We start from the raw sequence: 16118 nt of genomic DNA, 5'->3' as shown, positions 1-16118 counted from the left end.
ATCAATGACCACAAAGCATCACTGCATGCTTCGCGCACGCTGCGCGTAGTCGAAGAAATCCGCATTTACTACGTCGTACCACAGCAACGTGCCATCGGCCTGCACGCGGAAACGGTCGCGTACCGGGCTGGTCTGCGGATCACCGGGGCAACCGTCGCCGTGGCGTTCGCGCACTGCAAAATCGAAAGCGTCAGGCGAAGGCGCATCGCCTTCCTCGGCCATGATCCCGATGCAGTTATCCGGGTACACATGGTCGCTCTGCAAACGGGCTTCAAGCACATGCAGCGCGCGGGTTTGCGCGTCCTCACTGGCGGGCGCTGCAGGCGCGGTAACGGCAGGCTTGGGCTGCGTGGCAACGGGCTCGGCCGGTTGCTGCTTGCATCCGGCAACCGCCAGTGCGGCCAGGCAGACAAGCGCATAACGCAGGGGCGTGGACATGAAGGCTCCGCTCGACAAGACAGGGCCGGCAGTGACCGGCGGTGCGCCTAGTCTGCGCGATCCACGCGCGTGGGTGTAGCGTAAAAACGCCCGGCACGTGCGGTGCCGGGCCAGGTTTGGATCACTCCACGAGACTGAACGGAAGCCGGCAATCGTGGCCTTGGTGTTGACCAGCGCGCGTTGGTTGTCGGCGGTGCTGGCATTGCCCATGGGCACGCCGTTGTAGCTGATGTTGGGGTTAGACCAACAGTGCAGCCGGAGCAGTCGGTGGCGGCGGCACTGCGGCTTGGCGCAGGCCCGGTTTGATAGAGCGGTTTGCCGGCAGCGACGGCCGAACCGGCCAGGCACATGACGATCAGACCCACCGCGGTGCACATCGACTTCGACTTCATCGTCTTTCTCTCCTAAGACATGAAAGTTACGGATGTGAAACTCCTGCCCCCTGCCCACGGGACGCCATCAGGGCGCGTTGCACCGGACCGAATGCAGGTTGTTGCAATAGAAAATTACGGTTCTGCGATGTTTGCCGACGCCTGGATGCGATTCCAGCAGCGATCACGCAGGATCCATCGCACAGTCCTGCGGAAAAAAACGCGGTCTATCTGGGCCATGTCGAACAAGCGCTAGCCGCATTGATGCGTAACACAGCGACATCGCGTCGTTATGGAGATCGCTCTGCATGGACCTGTTCGCCTTCGCCACGCGATGGGCTGCGCGAATCTTCCCTATGGTGCAAGACACCGCGGCGCCTGTCGTATCGGCGCCGGCGGCTCGCGCCGGGTCGTCCTGGAAGGATCGAACTCATCCGCCGAGCATCGCCAGGCGCGCTCAGGTGACACGGCGCCAGCGCACGAACGCGCAAGAAAAATTCAGGACATAAGCTACGACTGCTTAGAGCGGCGAATAAAACGACTGCGCTCACCGCCAAGCCGGCGCGGCCGGTGCTCGGAATCGGCATGTACCAACTCGTACACTGCGGTTCTGAGCGCGCCGTCCGCGCCCACCTGACAGCTGCTCGCTTCGTTTTGTGAGCCGCTCTTATTCGCTACGCAAACACCGCCGCCACGCTCAGCCAGCCTGCTACACCAGATCTGCCAGCTCGTCTTCGTCGAAACCGGCAAGCAGGCGCGCTTGCAGATTGAACGGCCCATGCAGATAGCCGCCAGCGTATTGGCGCAGCAACGCCTTGAAACGTGCGCGTGGCTCGACGCCGGCCTGCTCGCAATACCAGCGGTACCAGCGCGAACCCGCGGCGACGTGCGCCACTTCTTCGCGCAGGATGGTTTCGAGCACCTCGGCAGTGGCTGCGTCGCCGAGCAAACGTAGTTTGACGATCATCGCCGGCGTCACATCCAGGCCGCGCGCTTCGAGCACGCGCGGCACCAGGGCCATGCGGGCCAGGCCGTCGTGCGCGGTTGTCTCGCACATTTCCCACAGCCCGTTATGTGCGGCGAAGTCGCCGTAGTCGCGGTCGTGCGCCTGCAAGCGCGCGCGTAACAGCATGAAATGCCGCGATTCGTCATCGGCCACCGCCACCCAATCGGCGTAGAACGCTTGCGGCAGACCGCGGAAGCGATACACCGCATCCCAGGCCAGATCGATGGCATTGAGTTCGATATGCGCAATGGCATGGATAAATGCGGCGCGCCCTTCTGGCGTACCCAATCCGCGGCGTGGCAACTCGCGCGGATGCACCAGCGGCGGCGTCGGCGGACGGCCCGGCATGCGAATCGGATCCGGCGCAGGCGCTGTCGGATTGATCGCAAGACGGCCTGCGCGAAAGGCTGCTGCGTAGTGTTGGGTCAACGCGACTTTCTGCAGCGGGTCGGCCTGGTCAAGACACAGGCGAGCAGCATCGAACACATCGGTGCTTTCGAATAGACCGATGCTCATGCTGTCGGCCACAGCAGATGGTGGCCCGCTGCAGAAACGCAGCGCACCGGCATGCACTTACACGCGTTTTGCCTTGCACAGCCAGCCGGCAGCGCCAGCCCGGCGCGCGCGACCAATCGGCCGCGTCGCCGCGGTAATTCAGGCGCGACGACGCTTCTTGGCATCGTCTGAGCGCAGCTGCTGGATGCGTTCGAAATATCCCGGTTCGATGCCGGTGATGTACTCGCCGTTGAAGCACGAAGAGTCGAACTGCTTGATGTCCGGATTCCCTTCGCGCACCGCCACTTCCAGGTCTTCCAGATCCTGGTAGATCAGCCAGTCGCAGCCCAGAAACTCCTGGATTTCCAACTCGCTGCGGCCATGCGCAATGAGCTCTTCGGCCGCCGGCATGTCGATGCCGTAGATGTTTGGGTAACGCACCGGCGGCGCAGCCGAGGCCAGGTACACCTTGCGCGCGCCGGCGTCGCGCGCCATCTGCACGATCTGCCGGCTGGTGGTGCCGCGCACGATCGAATCGTCGACCAGCAACACCACACGGTTGCGGAATTCCAGGTGGATCGGGTTGAGCTTGCGGCGTACCGATTTCTGCCGTTCGCCCTGCCCCGGCATGATGAAGGTGCGGCCCACGTAACGGTTCTTGACGAAGCCCTCGCGGTACTTCACGCCGAGCACGTTGGACATCTCCAGCGCCACATCGCGCGAGGTGTCCGGGATCGGAATGATGGTGTCGATATCATGATCCGGGCGCAGGCGCAGGATCTTTTCGCCCAGCTTCAGGCCCATGCGCATGCGCGCCTTGTGCACCGAGATGTTGTCGATCATCGAATCGGGACGGGCGAAATACACGTACTCGAAAATGCACGGCGCGTTGTTGGTCGGCGAAGCGCAGATTTCCGAAAACAGCTCGCCGCGCGCCGTAATCACCAACGCTTCGCCCGGGCGCACGTCGCGCACGCGCTGATAACCCAGGATGTCCAGCGCTGCCGATTCGGAAGACACGATGTATTCGGCGCCTTCGGCATGCTCGCGCTTGCCCAGCACCAGCGGGCGGATGCCGTGCGGATCGCGGAACGCGACCAGGCCTAGGCCCAACACCACGCTGACCACCGCGTAGCCGCCCTTGCAGCGGCGGTGCACGCCGGCCACCGCGCGGATGGCCGCTTCGGGGGTAAGCATGCGCTGCGCGTCCAGCTCGTAGGCGAACACGTTCAACAGCACTTCGCTGTCCGAATCGGTATTGATGTTGCGGCGGTCGGCTTCGAACACCTGCTGGCGCAAGGCCTCGGTGTTGATCAGGTTGCCGTTGTGCGCCAGCGCGATGCCGTAAGGCGAGTTGACATAGAACGGCTGCGCCTCGTCCATGCCTTCCGAACCTGCGGTCGGGTAACGGCAATGCGCGATACCGACGCGGCCTTCCAGCACCGCCATTTTCTTTTCGTCGAAGACGTCGCGGACCAGGCCATTGGCCTTCTGCACCCGCAGGCGCGTGCCATCTGCGGTGGCGATGCCTGCGGCGTCCTGCCCACGATGCTGCAGGACGGTCAGGCCGTCATACAGCTGCCCGGCGACGTTCTGGTTGCCGACAATACCGACGATGCCACACATGGTGCGCGTTCTCCGCTTCGGCTTGCGCCGTTACTGTGAAGGTGGCCGTGCCTGGCCTGGGGACTCGACCCGAGCCGGGTCGCTTTCTCCGCCGCGAACCTGCGCCGGATCGATGTTGGCCGGCATCGCCTGGGTCGAATCGCGTCCGTCGCGAGCCGTCTTGGCGGGTTTGCCGAGCGCACGCGTGATGGTGTCGCTCAGCCCGGAACCGCCAAGTGCCTTGCCCAGGTCCGTATTATCGCCTGCCGAATGCAACTTCCCCAACTCCGTTGGCAAGTCGCCGAGCTCCATTGATGGCATTTCCATCGACGGCATCCGCCAGGCCGGCAATTGCGCCCGCATCCAGCCTGCGCCCGGCTGCAGCATGGGCAGCAGCACCGACTGGCGCCATGCCGCCTCGCGCGGCAGTGGGGTGAAGCCCATCAGCAGCACCAGCACGCTGGCCAGAAACGCCCCGCGCACCACGCCCAGGACGAAGCCGAGCATGCGGTCGGTGCCGCCGAGCTTGATCGCCTCCACGCCCGCGCGGATCACCATGCCGATCACCGCAACGCTGATCAACACGCCGACGAACACCATCGCGTAACCGCCGAACGATTCGGTGGCAGAGGGATGCTTGCCATCGGCCAGCCAGTGCGCGGCCGCGCCGCCGAACATGAACGTGGCCCAGCCGGCCAGCAACCAGGACAAGGTGCCGACCACGATGGCCACAAAACCGCGCAGCAAGCCCAACAACGCCGACACCAGAATGATCACGCCCAGCACCATGTCGATCATCGGCAAGCTCTCAGCGCGGCGCGTACGCCGCTAGTGCAATCTGGCTCGGTAGTCATTGCCCTCCCCTCCATGGGTGCGAGGCGTTCGCAATTCCAGTGCCTGCGGGCTGCGCAGTGCAGGCAGTTAGCCGACACATGACGGCGCGCCAGCAACGCAGTGGACGGGCGGCTGCCACGTCCGCAGTGGCCGCGTGTGCTTGCAGCTGGTACAGACATTACGGATGTGGCCGCACCATGCCGGAAATCCCGACCTTGGCTGCCACCTGGGCACGCAACTGTTCGGCATCGCCGCGATTGGCGACCGGGCCGACACGCACGCGGTTGAGCGCGCCCTTGTCGGTCCGCACCTGTTCGACGAAGGCGCTGAAGCCGGCAGCGCGCACACGGTCGCGCAAGGCGTCGGCGTCTTCGGCGCGCGCGAACGCACCCAGCTGTACTGCAAAACCGACCGCACTGGCCGCAGGCGCTGCCGGTGCGGTGGCCACCGGCTTGGCAGGCTCAGGCTTGGCAGCCACTTCCGGCTTGGCGGCTGCAGGCGGAGCGGTTGAAGGCTTGGTGACTTCAGGCTTGGCCGGCACGGGCTTGGGCGCTTCAGCCGGCTTGGGCGCGGCGGCGATCGGCTTGGCAGGCTCCGGCGGCAGGCTTTCGGTCTTGGTCGGTGCCGTGGTGCTCGCGGCGGCTACGCTGCTGCTTGGCTTGGTGGCCGGTGCGTGCACGGGCGGGGTGGCCACAGGCGCCGGAGCGGCGGCGTTGGCATCCAACGTCACCACCTGGGCGTTCACGTCGCTGCGCACTTTCACTGCCTGCAGGCGCGCCGATTCGGCCTGGGCCTGGTCGGCGTACGGCCCAACGCGCACGCGCCAGGCCGGGCGGCCGTTGATCTGGGTTTTTTCGCTGAAGCCGGGCAACTGCGCCTGCTTGAGTCGCGCAATCACCGCATCGGCATCGGCACTGGTGGCGTAGGCGCCGAAATTGACCGCGTAATTGCCGGCGGCCACTTCCGGTGCGGAAGGCGTGCTGGACGGGGCGGCCAGATCGGCGGCATCGGGGTTGTTCTGCACCGACGCCGGCGCACCGGCCATGCCCAGCGCGCCACCGGCCGGCGCATTGCCAGGGGTGACCAGCGGCAATTCGTGGGTTTCGAACTCGCCCTTGGCAGGTGCTGCAGGTGCCTGGAGCGGCACATCGGCCACACCGCTCGACGGCGCGGGGCCCTTGACCAGCATCGGCAGGAAGATCACGGCAAGCGCCACCAGAACGATGGCGCCAATCAGTCGCTGTTTCAGAGCAGTATCCACGGAAGAGACGAGAGGCGGCGTGGCGGGGTGCCGCGGCGATTATAAGGCCGGCGCCACCTCGACGACCTCAACAGGCTGAATGAAGTGCGCTAAGCGCGTCGGCCACGGTGTGAAACGAGCCGAACACCAGCACGCGGTCGCCGGGGCTGGCTGTGGCCAGGACCGCCTCCACTGCGCTGGCAACGTCGCGGTGACACAGCGCCTGCGCGGCGGCAGTCCCTTGCAGGCGTGCGTGCAGCGCCTGCGCCGATTGTCCACGCGCGCCCTCCAGCCCCGCCAATGCCCAGTGGTCGATTTGCGCAGCGACTGCCTCCACCACGCCCACGACATCCTTGTCGGCAAGAGCAGCGTAGATCGCGTAGGTGCTGCCGGCGTGCGCCTGCGCACCGAGCGCGGCGGCCAGCGCGCGTGCGGCCTGTGGGTTGTGGCCGACATCCAGCAACACCTGAAGGCCATCGACCGCAAGGCGCTGCAATCGCCCGGCCACTTGCGCGTTGCCGATGCCCTGCACCCAAGCTGCAGCGGGCACCTCCACCGGCAACGCCTGCAATGCGGCGATCGCAGCGGCTGCGTTGGCCAGCTGTACCGGCGCGTGCAATGCCGGCATCGGCAATTCCAATGTCACTGCCACATCGCGCCAGCGCCATTGCGGCGCGTCGGATTGCGGGTTTTCGGGGTGCTGCACCTCAATCGGCTCGAAGAAATAATCGCTGCCGGCACGGATCGCATTGGCACCCAGCTGGTAGGCGCGCCGCAACACGCTGGATGGCGGGTCGATCTCGCCCAGCACCACCGGCTTCCAGGCGCGCATGATGCCGGCCTTCTCGGTGCCGATGGCCTCGCGGTCTTCGCCCAGCCAATCGGTATGGTCGATGTCGACGGTGGTGATCACCGCCACATCCGCATCGACGATGTTGACCGCATCCAGGCGCCCGCCCAGGCCGATTTCCAGCACCGTCAGATCCAGCGCGGCGCTCTGGAACAGCCACAAGGCCGCCAACGTGCCGAATTCGAAATAGGTCAGCGCGGTGTCGCCGCGCGCTGCCTCTACCGCAGCAAACGCATCGACCAGCTGCGCGTCGCTGGCCTCCTCGCCGTCGATACGCACGCGCTCGTTGTAGCGCAGCAGATGCGGCGAGGTGTAGGCACCGATCTTCCAGCCGGCAGCACGCCCGATCGCCTCGATAAAGGCCACGGTCGAGCCCTTGCCATTGGTCCCGCCCACGACGATGGCATGCTTGGCTGGCGCTGCGATCTGCAGGCGCGCAGCCACCTCGCGCACGCGCTCCAATCCCATCGCGATACTGCTGGGGTGTTGCTGCTCGATGTAGGCGAGCCACTCGGAGAGTGTGGTGGGGGTGGTCATGGGGTTACCTGATGCCGTGCGAGCGAGATTATCGCGCGCGTGACGCCAGCGTGGCCTACCAACGGTCGCAACACTGGATGCATTGCCTGGGCAGATGGCGCTGGCGAGGCAACGCACCTTAGAGCGGCTAACAAAGCTACTGCACAGCCGTCAGGCGGGCGCGGTCGGTGCTCGGAATCGGGATGGACCACGCGTCCACTGCGGTTCTGAGCGCGCCGCCCACACCCAACTGACGACTGCTCGCTACGTCCTGCCAGCCGCTCTTGGTTTGCTGACGGGCACTGGTGCGCATGAGGCAAAGATGAAATCGCAAGCCATGGCTTGAGCGACCACCTCACGCCATCCGTCAGGACGGCAGGTCACGACCCAATCACTGATGGGTGGCATTGAGATGAAGATTGCGCACTGTGGAGCCAGCAGCGGAGCGTTTTCCCTCGATCACTGCCTGTCCATGTCCGCCACCCAAATCAGGAGCTTCACCAACCAACATGCAAAGCCGTTGCGGGGCCCCACGCGGCAGGGGTCCACGGTTACCGCATGCGGGCATGGCAAACTCCCGGACGCCGAGCGGACCACGACATCTTCTGAGGACACATCGCCAAAGACTTCTGTCCATACCCAGGGACCGAGTCTGACGATCAATGCCCATCCCAGCATCGCAACGACGCTGCCCAGCAACGACCATCGGAACACGACGCTGCCGACACCATGTCCTTCGATCTGACGTTGAAGCCGGCCAGTTGCATTGGCCCAGAGCAACAAGGAAAAAACATCGCAACTGCAACACATGCGACCACAAAGGTCAGATCGACCAATGCATTCGTCGGCGGAAGAACCCTGGAGTAGTGGACCAAACAGAAAAAAACGAGAATGCCAGAAAGAGGCAGACGCGCTGCAGACGTCCTGTGTCTCGCAACATGCCTATGATGACTCGTCTCCGTCCTGGTAGACCTGCGCTGAGGTTGCCAGAGGCTACAACGCCCGATGCTTGGCCTCACCAAAGAACGGTGTGTGGTGGGCGCAGTCGTTGAGGCGGACCACTTCGAGGTGCTCGACGTCATCGCCTTCGAGCAGATTGAGCGTGGTCGGGGCCTGGCGGAAGCTCCACAGCTTGGACAGCGGCAGCCCCAGGATATTGCACAGGATCACGCGATTGACCGCATCGTGTGCGACCACCAGCAAGGTGTCGTCGGCGCCCAGTCCATCGGCGGCGCGCACCAGGCCGCGCCAGCTGCGGTCCAGCACCTGACGCAACGATTCGCCGCCCGGCATCAGCACGGTGTCGGGCTCTTCGCGCCAGGCGCGCAAACGTGCTGGATCCTTGTCGTTGATCTCGCTGGCCAGCAGGCCCTCCCACTCGCCGTGCGCAATTTCCTGCAGATCGGCATCGGTCTGCAACAGCGCCTCGCGCGACGCGCCCAGCGCAGCCTTGGCAGTGGCCTGCGCACGCGACAGCGGCGACGCCACTGCGCGGTCGATCTGCAGCGCGTGTAGCCGTTCGCCCAACGCGCGCGCCTGACCTTCGCCAACCGGCGACAGCGGAATATCGATCTGGCCCTGGTAACGGCCTTCGGCGTTCCACGGCGTCTCGCCGTGACGAGCAAGCAGGATGCGCATGCGCTGGGAGTTCCTTGGGGGGAGGGACCGGCTCGCCGCAGCGAAACCGGACCGCATCATACCCCTGACGCCGCCCCGCCGGCCGCCCGCGTCAGCGCACGCCGAGTTCCTTCAACAGCTGTGGCGCCGGGGCGACTTCGGTCATGATCCAGCGCAGATAACGACTATCTACGGCGATCATGCGGGTCATTGCCGGGTCGAAGACCCAGTTGCTGCTCACCGACTCCCAATTTCCGTCGAACGCCAGGCCGACCAGCTTGCCCTGCGCGTCCATGACTGGCGAACCGGAGTTGCCGCCGGTGATGTCCAGGTCCGACAGGAAGTTGACCGGCACCGTGCCCAGGCGCTTATCTTCCAGGCCGGCATAGCGCTTGGCCTTGACCGCATCCAGCAGGGCCTTGGGCGAATCGAACGGATCGGCGCCGGTGTCCTTGGCGGCCACTCCCTCCAGGGTGGTGAACGGCGTGTAGGCCACACCATCCTTGGGGGTGTAGCCCTTGACGTTACCGAAGGTGATGCGCAGCGAGGAATTGGCGTCCGGATAGACGAACTCACCCTGGCTCTTCTTGTAGTCCGCCAGCGCCTGCAGATAGCGCGGACGCGCCAGCAGTTCTTCGCCTTCACGGCGCTTTTCGTCGCGCTCGATCTGCAGTAGCGACGGCATCAGCGCCACCGCATAGCGCAGCGCCGGATCGTCGCTGGCCTCGAACGCGGCGCGGTCGGCATGCAGCCACTTCAAGCGTTCTTCCGTGCTGCCAAGCTTGGTGCCGGTCAGTCGCGCCGCAGCGGCCTGCGCGTCGGCGCCGGCCAGCCATTGGTCCAGCGCCGGCAAGCGCTGCGCGGCGGGCAGCTTCAGGTACTGATCGAACCAGTAGCGCTGCAACTGCCCATCCATCGAGGCAACGTAACGACGCTCCATCTGCTTCTGCGCGCCCTCGATCTCCGGCAAGTCGCGCGCTTGGTAGCCTGGTTCGCGCTCGGCGTCAGGCTTGGCGCGTTCGATTGCCAGGCGGTACAGCGACAGCGCGCTGCCGAGCACACCGGTACGGCGCATCTGGCGCAGGATCAAGTCGCGGTCGCGGGTGGCCTTGGCCTGCTCGTCCAGTGCCAGCAGTTGCGTATGTGCCTGCAGCGCGGCGCGGCCGTCGCGGCCCTGGCGCTTGAGCCAGGCCAGCACCGCGCGTTCTTCGGCCTGCTTCTGCCTGGCCGCGTCGATGCGCTTGAAACCCTGCAGCTGGCCTTCGTAGTTCTTGGCGGCGTTGTTCCAGCTGGCCATGGCTGCGGCGTACTTCACCTGGATGTCCGGGTCCTGCTTGCCGGCCTGCTCGACCAGCGCAATCAGCTCGCGGTACTGCCGTCCGGCGGTGGGATACGCCCAGTTGGCGGTGTTGTCGAATTCGGCGGCCAGCGCGTAGCGATTGGTGCGGCCGGGATAGCCGGCCACCATCACGAAGTCGCCAGCGCCCAGCGGCTGGTCGGCAAATTTCAGGAAGTGCTGGGGCCGGTACGGCACGTTGTCCTTGGCATAGGCGGCGGGCTTGCCGTCCTTGCCGACATAGGCGCGGTAGAACGAGAAATCGCCCGTGTGGCGCGGCCACATCCAATTGTCGATGTCGCCGCCGAATTTGCCGATCCCCGATGGCGGCGCGTAGGCCAGGCGCACGTCGCGGATCTCCAGGGTGCGGAACAAGCGGTAGGTATTGCCGCCTGAAAAGCTATACAGCTCGCAGCGGTAACCGGTCTCGGACTCGCAGGCCGCGACCTGTGCCTTGTCGAACGTTTCCAGCGCCTGGGTACGCTTGAGCGCATCGCTGCCGGCGCCGACGATCGCCGCCTTCGCCTGCGCGGTGACGTCGGTGATGCGGTCCAGCACGTAGATGCGCGCGTTCGGTCCGGCGCTCAGTTCCGCGCCGGCACTGGTGGCGCTAAAACCGTCGCGTATCAAATTCTTCTGCGCAGTGGAGTTGAGCTGGATCGCGCCGTAGGCGCAATGGTGGTTCGTCACCACCAGCCCTTGCGGCGACACGAAACTGGCGGTGCAGCCGCCCAGCGACACCACGGCGCCCATCGGATCGCCGGTCAGGTCGGCCAGTTGTTGCGGCGACAGACGCAGGCCGGCTTGCTGCAGTGGGCCGGCAATCTCCGGCAGTTGTTGTGGAACCCACATTCCCTCGCCGGCTTGTGCAGATGACGCCACTGCCAGCGTGGCCAGCATGGAAACAGCGAACAGGTTTGGACGCATCGAAAGCCCCAGAGTCATTTTCGTTACAGTGTAACGCCAGTGTCTGCGGCGCAACCCATGACTGATGGCAGGGTCTGCGCGCACGCTCTCGACACGCAGATACGGCGGCGCGCAGCACGCGCCAGTTGATCGGCCTGCAGCGTGCGGGGCTGGGCGTGGGCCGCGCTTAGACGCGGCAGAACGCGGGATCGCTGCGACCGGGCCTGCCGGTTTCCAGATGCCCGGCCAGCCGGCGACGGAAGGCGCTACCCGGTTGCTCGACTACAAGGTCGTACCAGTGGTCGCTGGCGGCGAGCGCGAAGCGAATGGTCTCGCGCTGACCTGCGGCCAGCCGCAACGTGCGCGCGGTTGGATCTGCGTAGTCCAGCGCACGCAGCTGCAAGGTGCATGCGCGCTGCCCCGCATTGCCGATCTCCAGCACCAAGGCGTCGCCATCCTGCCGCGCGTCCACCCACGGCACTGCCGATGGAGGGGAAGCCTGCGACACCTCGCCCGCGAATTCGCGCAAAAAGCCATTCGGCCCATGCAAACGCATGGGCGTACGCACCGTTCTGCGTGGCATCGACCGGCGCATCATCCAGCTGCGTGCCGGGTAGCACCGTGTAGTACCACGGGCCGCCGTTGGCAGCGCTGCTGTAAACGTTGAACGCCGCTGCAGCTGCGCCGCTGTTGACGAACTGCAATTGCAGGCCGGTGGCAGCGTGCACGCGTGCGTGCACTTGCAATGCGTATGGCAATGCGCGCGCGGGACGTTGTCCTGACTCCTGTTTCGGCATCGTTGCGGCGGTGGGCGGAACCGGCAGCGGTTTATCGCGCACGGCAGCTGTGCGTGCGCGATAGTCATCGACCGACGGCAACGCACTCAATGCCGAATCGTCCGGCTTGCGAAAGTCGAACACACTGGTGAGATCGCCACTGACCGCACGCCGCCATGGGCTGATGTTCGGCTCGGCCACGCCGAAGCGCCGTTCCAGCAAGCGCAACACCGAGGTGTGATTGAACACCTGCGAGTTGACCCAGCCACCGCGCGTCCAAGGTGAAATCACCAGCATCGGCACGCGAATGCCCAGGCCGATCGGCAAGCCGTCGTAGACCTCGCCACGCGTGTCGACATTGCTGCGCCCCATGCGTGCGTCCAGTGCCGGCAATGGCGCGGGCACATGATCGAAGAAGCCGTCGTTTTCGTCGTAGTTGATGATCAGCGCGGTCTTTGCCCACACCTCGGGGTTGGCGGTGAGCGCAGCGATCAAACGCGCCACCAGCGACTCGCCATACGCAGGCGGTGCTTCCGGATGTTCGCAATATGCGGTGGGCGGAATGACCCACGATACTTGCGGCAAACGATTGGCCTGCACATCGGCAGCGATTGCGGCAACCAGATGCTCGGCCTGGGTGATGACGGCATTTTCAGCAGTGGAACCGGGAACGCATGCACGGGCACGCTGGTAACGTTCGTCGTCGGTGTGCAGATCGCGATAGTGCGAAAAATACGCCAGCGAATTGCAGCCGAAGTTGTCGTATTCCTGAGAGACGCGCCAGTCCACGCCGGCCGCCTGCAGACGCTGCGCGTACGTGGTCCACTCCAACGCCGCGTAACCGGGCTTGTCGCGCGCCATATCGGCGGTCCAGTTGCTGTCGTCGGCGTTGGTCACTGCTTGCGCACCGAAGTTGCCCATGCTCTGGCCGCTGGTACCGGTGAACAGATACATGCGATTAGGATTGGTCGGCCCGTGCAGCGAGCAGTAGTAGCCATCGCAAATGGTGAACGCGTCGGCAAGCGCGTGGTAGTACGGGATGTCATGACGCTGGAAATATCCCATCGTCAATTCGCCCTTGTACGGCACCCACGCATCGTATTCGGCCCAGCGTGCCGGGTCTTGCCCATGGCCGGCCTTCCAGGAGTGATCCAGGCTTTTGATCAAGGGCGCGCAGGTAGTTTGCGAATCGAACGCAAACGGCAGCAGACGTCGTCCATCGGCTGCGGGCTGACTCCATACCGGGTGACCGTCGCGCAGCTGCAGCGCGCGCGGATCGCCGAACCCACGCACGCCACGTAACACGCCAAAGTAATGATCGAACGAGCGGTTTTCCTGCATCAGGATCACCACATGCTCGAGATCGCGCAGCGTGCCGGTACGCGCGTTGGCTGGCAGCGCAAACGCATTGCACCGTGCGTCCGCTCTCAGCCGTGCCCGAACAGGACTACCCCCCATGATTTCCACTCGTCGCTTTCATGTCACTCCGCTGGCGCTCGCCCTGGCAACGCTGCTTCCCGTCGTCGCGCAGGCCGCGTCGCCGGCCGAACCGTTTACTGTTGCTCCTGCAGCGGAAGCAGCGGCGCCCGCCGATGCCGCCACCAATGCCACGCAGCTGGATGCAATCAATGTGGTATCGCAAGGCAGCACGCGCCAGGTGCAGCGCATCAGCCGGCAGGATATCGAGCAGCTGACACCCGGCAGCAGCGCATTCAAGGCGGTGGAGAAACTACCGGGCGTGCAGTTCCAGTCGGCCGATCCGTTTGGCACGTACGAGTGGTCCACACAGGTCACCTTGCATGGCTTCGATCAAAGCCGCCTGGGTCATACGCTCGACGGCATTCCGCTCGGCAACATGAGCTACGGCGTGACCAATGGCTTGCACATCACGCGCGCCATCATTTCGGAAAACCTCGGTTCGGTGGAGATTGCGCAAGGCGCCGGCGCACTTGGCACAGCGTCCAACACCAATCTCGGCGGCACGATGCAGTTCTACTCGGCCGATCCGCAGACCACCCCGGGTGCGCGGTTGGTACAGACGATGGGCAGCGACGCAACGCGGCGTACCTTCGTGCGCGCTGACACCGGCGATCGCGATGGGCTGTCGGCATATCTGTCTTACGCCAATGCCAGCACCGACAAGTGGAAGGGCGACGGCGATCAAACATCCGAGCAGGCCAATCTCAAGACGGTATACCAATGGGGCGACGGCAACCGTCTGAGCCTGTTCGTGGATACCTCGCGGCGCAAGGAATACGACTACATGGATCTGTCGTTGACCAGCCAGCGCGCGCTTGGCTGGGACTACGATTACCTGCAGCCGGATTGGGCCACCGCCGTGCAGATGGCACGCGCGTATCAGAACACCGGCGCCACCAGCGGCGTGGCGAACGGCTACCCGCAATCGCTGGCCGGCCTGCCCAGCGACTACAGCTGGCTCGATGCCATGTATTACGCCGGCGGCGGCTTGCGTCGCGACAACCTGGCGGGCTTGTCGGGCACGTTCGTGTTTGGCGGCGCCACGCTCGATGGCAGTGGGTACTACCACGGTAATCGTGGCGAAGGCCAATGGGTGACGCCGTACGTGCGCACCTCCGCAGACATTCCATTGTCGATGCGCACCACCGACTACCGCCTGGATCGCTTCGGCGGCACCAGCGCATTGAAATGGTCATGGGGTAATCACGACCTGGAAGTGGGCGCCTGGGCAGAGAACGCGCGCACCTCGCAGGGCCGCAATTACTTCGCGCTTGGCAACGAGGGGCAGACCTCGCTGTACAAGGTTTACGAAGCACAGATCCCGTTCCGCCACGATTTCCTGCAGCGCTACACCACGCAGACGCGCATGCTGTATCTGCAGGACACCGTGCGCCTGCTCGACGATCGCCTTACGCTGAATTACGGCGCAAAAGCGCTCAGTACCACCACGCGCGCGCAATCGCTGGTGCCGACCACCGCACTGGCGCAAGGCCGCATTCCCGCCGAAGATCATTTCCTGCCGCAGGTGGGCGTGAACTACAAACTCGACGAGCGCCAGGACCTCTACGCGTCCTTTAGCAAGAACATCGCCGCCTTCGGCTTCACCCCGTTCGCCACCTCGCAGGCCGCCTTCGACCGCAGCCGCTCCACGCTGGAGCCGGAAGAATCGCAGACCGTGCAGGTGGGCTATCGCGTGCAGGATGCGCAGTTCCAGCTGTCGGCCGATGCCTACTTCACCAGGTTCTCCAATCGCCTGCTGACCACCTCGCCGTGCACCGCGGTGCAGACCTGCGCCGCGATCCTCAGCAACATCGGCGCAGTGCATAGCGCCGGTGCGGATCTGACACTGATGTGGCACCCGACCGAAGGCTTGAGCTGGTTGAACTCGCTCTCCTGGAACCGCTCGCGTTACCAGGACAATTACCTCAACAACGGTGTGGTCGCGACATCCGGCAAGGATGTGGTCGGCATCCCGGCGTTGATGTTCTCTTCCAGCGCCAGCTACCAGATCGGCAATCTGCGTCTGGATCTGGATGGCAAGTACGTGGACAAGCGCTACATCACGTTCCTCAACGACTCGCAGGTGCCGTCGTACTGGCTGTTGAATGCCGGCGCGCGGTACGACTTCGGCCGCGTCGGCGGCGTGGCGGATGTCGCCCTGGCGCTCAACGTCAGTAACCTCACCGACAAGCGCTACTTCGCCAGCACCGGCACCAACGGCTATGTCGCCTCCGATCCGGATGGCTACAACCAGACCATGGTGGTCGGCGCCCCACGGCAGTACTTCATGAGTCTGGATGTGAAGTTCTAAGCGCGGCCGAGCAACGTCGCGAGCAGCGGGCAGATGGCCATGGACGGCGCGCTCACCACCGGAATGTACGCGTGGTACACGCCGATTCGGAGTGGCGGGCGCGCCCGCATGGCGACGGTGCAGTGGTTTTTTAGCTGCTCTGGCCCCGCTGCCTGCTCCTTGCGCCTGCCGGGCCAAAAAGACCAGGCTGCGCGCCATGCATCCAAGCCAGCGCTGCCGCGCCGTCGATGAGGCCGTAGCGCGGAGCAAGGGCATTGGAGCGATGCAGGCGCCGATGACTCACGCCTGCGATGTTTGGCGAACGCGCTACCCGCGCAGGCGGCGACAGGTGTGGGCGG

General features: G+C 64.9%; 9 protein-coding genes, 2 other RNA genes and 2 pseudogenes. 3 read left to right on the top strand and 10 right to left on the bottom strand.

Going from position 1 to position 16118, the window contains the following annotated elements:
- Window positions 1–18: 18 nt before the first annotated feature.
- Window positions 19–438: a hypothetical protein gene (locus WJW29_RS00650; RefSeq protein ID WP_011260109.1), complete on the bottom strand. Its 420-nt coding sequence runs from the start codon at window positions 436–438 to the stop codon at window positions 19–21.
- Between the two features lie 266 nt (window positions 439–704).
- Window positions 705–830: pseudogene (locus tag WJW29_RS00645) on the bottom strand (peptidyl-Asp metalloendopeptidase); the annotation flags it as partial.
- Window positions 831–1394: 564 nt separating this feature from the next.
- On the opposite strand from WJW29_RS00645, the gene WJW29_RS00640 reads away from it, so the two are divergent.
- Window positions 1395–1472: non-coding RNA, sX9 sRNA (locus WJW29_RS00640), on the top strand.
- A 46-nt stretch (window positions 1473–1518) separates the two neighbouring features.
- Here WJW29_RS00640 and WJW29_RS00635 read toward each other — a convergent pair.
- The 5 genes from WJW29_RS00635 to folC all read right to left on the bottom strand — a co-directional run bounded on the left by WJW29_RS00635 (window position 1519) and on the right by folC (window position 7376).
- Window positions 1519–2331, bottom strand: coding sequence for a ferritin-like domain-containing protein (locus WJW29_RS00635; protein WP_113079141.1), 813 nt, complete (start codon window positions 2329–2331; stop codon window positions 1519–1521).
- Between the two features lie 138 nt (window positions 2332–2469).
- Window positions 2470–3936: an amidophosphoribosyltransferase gene (gene purF, locus WJW29_RS00630; protein WP_011409298.1), complete on the bottom strand. Its 1467-nt coding sequence runs from the start codon at window positions 3934–3936 to the stop codon at window positions 2470–2472.
- A gap of 30 nt (window positions 3937–3966) precedes the next feature.
- Window positions 3967–4713 carry a CvpA family protein gene (locus WJW29_RS00625; RefSeq protein ID WP_011409299.1) on the bottom strand — a complete coding sequence of 249 codons (747 nt, stop codon included), beginning with the start codon at window positions 4711–4713 and terminating at the stop codon, window positions 3967–3969.
- Between the two features lie 214 nt (window positions 4714–4927).
- Window positions 4928–6010, bottom strand: a complete 1083-nt coding sequence (locus WJW29_RS00620) for an SPOR domain-containing protein (RefSeq protein ID WP_011260113.1) — start codon at window positions 6008–6010, stop codon at window positions 4928–4930.
- Between the two features lie 67 nt (window positions 6011–6077).
- Window positions 6078–7376, bottom strand: coding sequence for a bifunctional tetrahydrofolate synthase/dihydrofolate synthase (gene folC, locus WJW29_RS00615; RefSeq protein WP_011409300.1), 1299 nt, complete (start codon window positions 7374–7376; stop codon window positions 6078–6080).
- A gap of 182 nt (window positions 7377–7558) precedes the next feature.
- On the opposite strand from folC, the gene WJW29_RS00610 reads away from it, so the two are divergent.
- Window positions 7559–7635: non-coding RNA, sX9 sRNA (locus WJW29_RS00610), on the top strand.
- 713 nt (window positions 7636–8348) lie between these two features.
- Here the strand turns inward: WJW29_RS00610 and WJW29_RS00605 are convergent.
- From WJW29_RS00605 to WJW29_RS00595, 3 genes and pseudogenes are all read right to left on the bottom strand, one after another.
- Complete coding sequence (locus tag WJW29_RS00605; RefSeq protein ID WP_011409301.1) at window positions 8349–8993, bottom strand: histidine phosphatase family protein; 645 nt, start codon at window positions 8991–8993, stop codon at window positions 8349–8351.
- 91 nt (window positions 8994–9084) lie between these two features.
- Window positions 9085–11160: a S46 family peptidase gene (locus WJW29_RS00600; RefSeq protein ID WP_027703644.1), complete on the bottom strand. Its 2076-nt coding sequence runs from the start codon at window positions 11158–11160 to the stop codon at window positions 9085–9087.
- 241 nt (window positions 11161–11401) lie between these two features.
- Window positions 11402–13391 (bottom strand): annotated as a pseudogene (locus WJW29_RS00595) (phospholipase C, phosphocholine-specific); the annotation flags it as partial.
- A gap of 55 nt (window positions 13392–13446) precedes the next feature.
- Between WJW29_RS00595 and WJW29_RS00590 the strand changes: the two are divergent.
- Complete coding sequence (locus tag WJW29_RS00590; RefSeq protein WP_011409304.1) at window positions 13447–15780, top strand: TonB-dependent receptor; 2334 nt, start codon at window positions 13447–13449, stop codon at window positions 15778–15780.
- Window positions 15781–16118 lie beyond the last annotated feature (338 nt).

The sequence above is a fragment of the Xanthomonas sp. JL1 genome, from assembly GCF_038405005.1.
The sequence above is the reverse complement of the archived record's forward strand: the minus strand, read 5'-3'. Positions and strand labels throughout refer to the sequence as shown.

Coding starts and splice junctions, on each gene's coding strand:
- WJW29_RS00650 (WP_011260109.1), bottom strand. CDS start 438: ATGTCCACGCCCCTGCGTTATGCGCTTGTCTGCCTGGCCGCACTGGCG.
- WJW29_RS00635 (WP_113079141.1), bottom strand. CDS start 2,331: ATGAGCATCGGTCTATTCGAAAGCACCGATGTGTTCGATGCTGCTCGC.
- purF (WP_011409298.1), bottom strand. CDS start 3,936: ATGTGTGGCATCGTCGGTATTGTCGGCAACCAGAACGTCGCCGGGCAG.
- WJW29_RS00625 (WP_011409299.1), bottom strand. CDS start 4,713: ATGATCGACATGGTGCTGGGCGTGATCATTCTGGTGTCGGCGTTGTTG.
- folC (WP_011409300.1), bottom strand. CDS start 7,376: ATGACCACCCCCACCACACTCTCCGAGTGGCTCGCCTACATCGAGCAG.
- WJW29_RS00605 (WP_011409301.1), bottom strand. CDS start 8,993: ATGCGCATCCTGCTTGCTCGTCACGGCGAGACGCCGTGGAACGCCGAA.
- WJW29_RS00600 (WP_027703644.1), bottom strand. CDS start 11,160: ATGTGGGTTCCACAACAACTGCCGGAGATTGCCGGCCCACTGCAGCAA.
- WJW29_RS00590 (WP_011409304.1), top strand. CDS start 13,447: ATGATTTCCACTCGTCGCTTTCATGTCACTCCGCTGGCGCTCGCCCTG.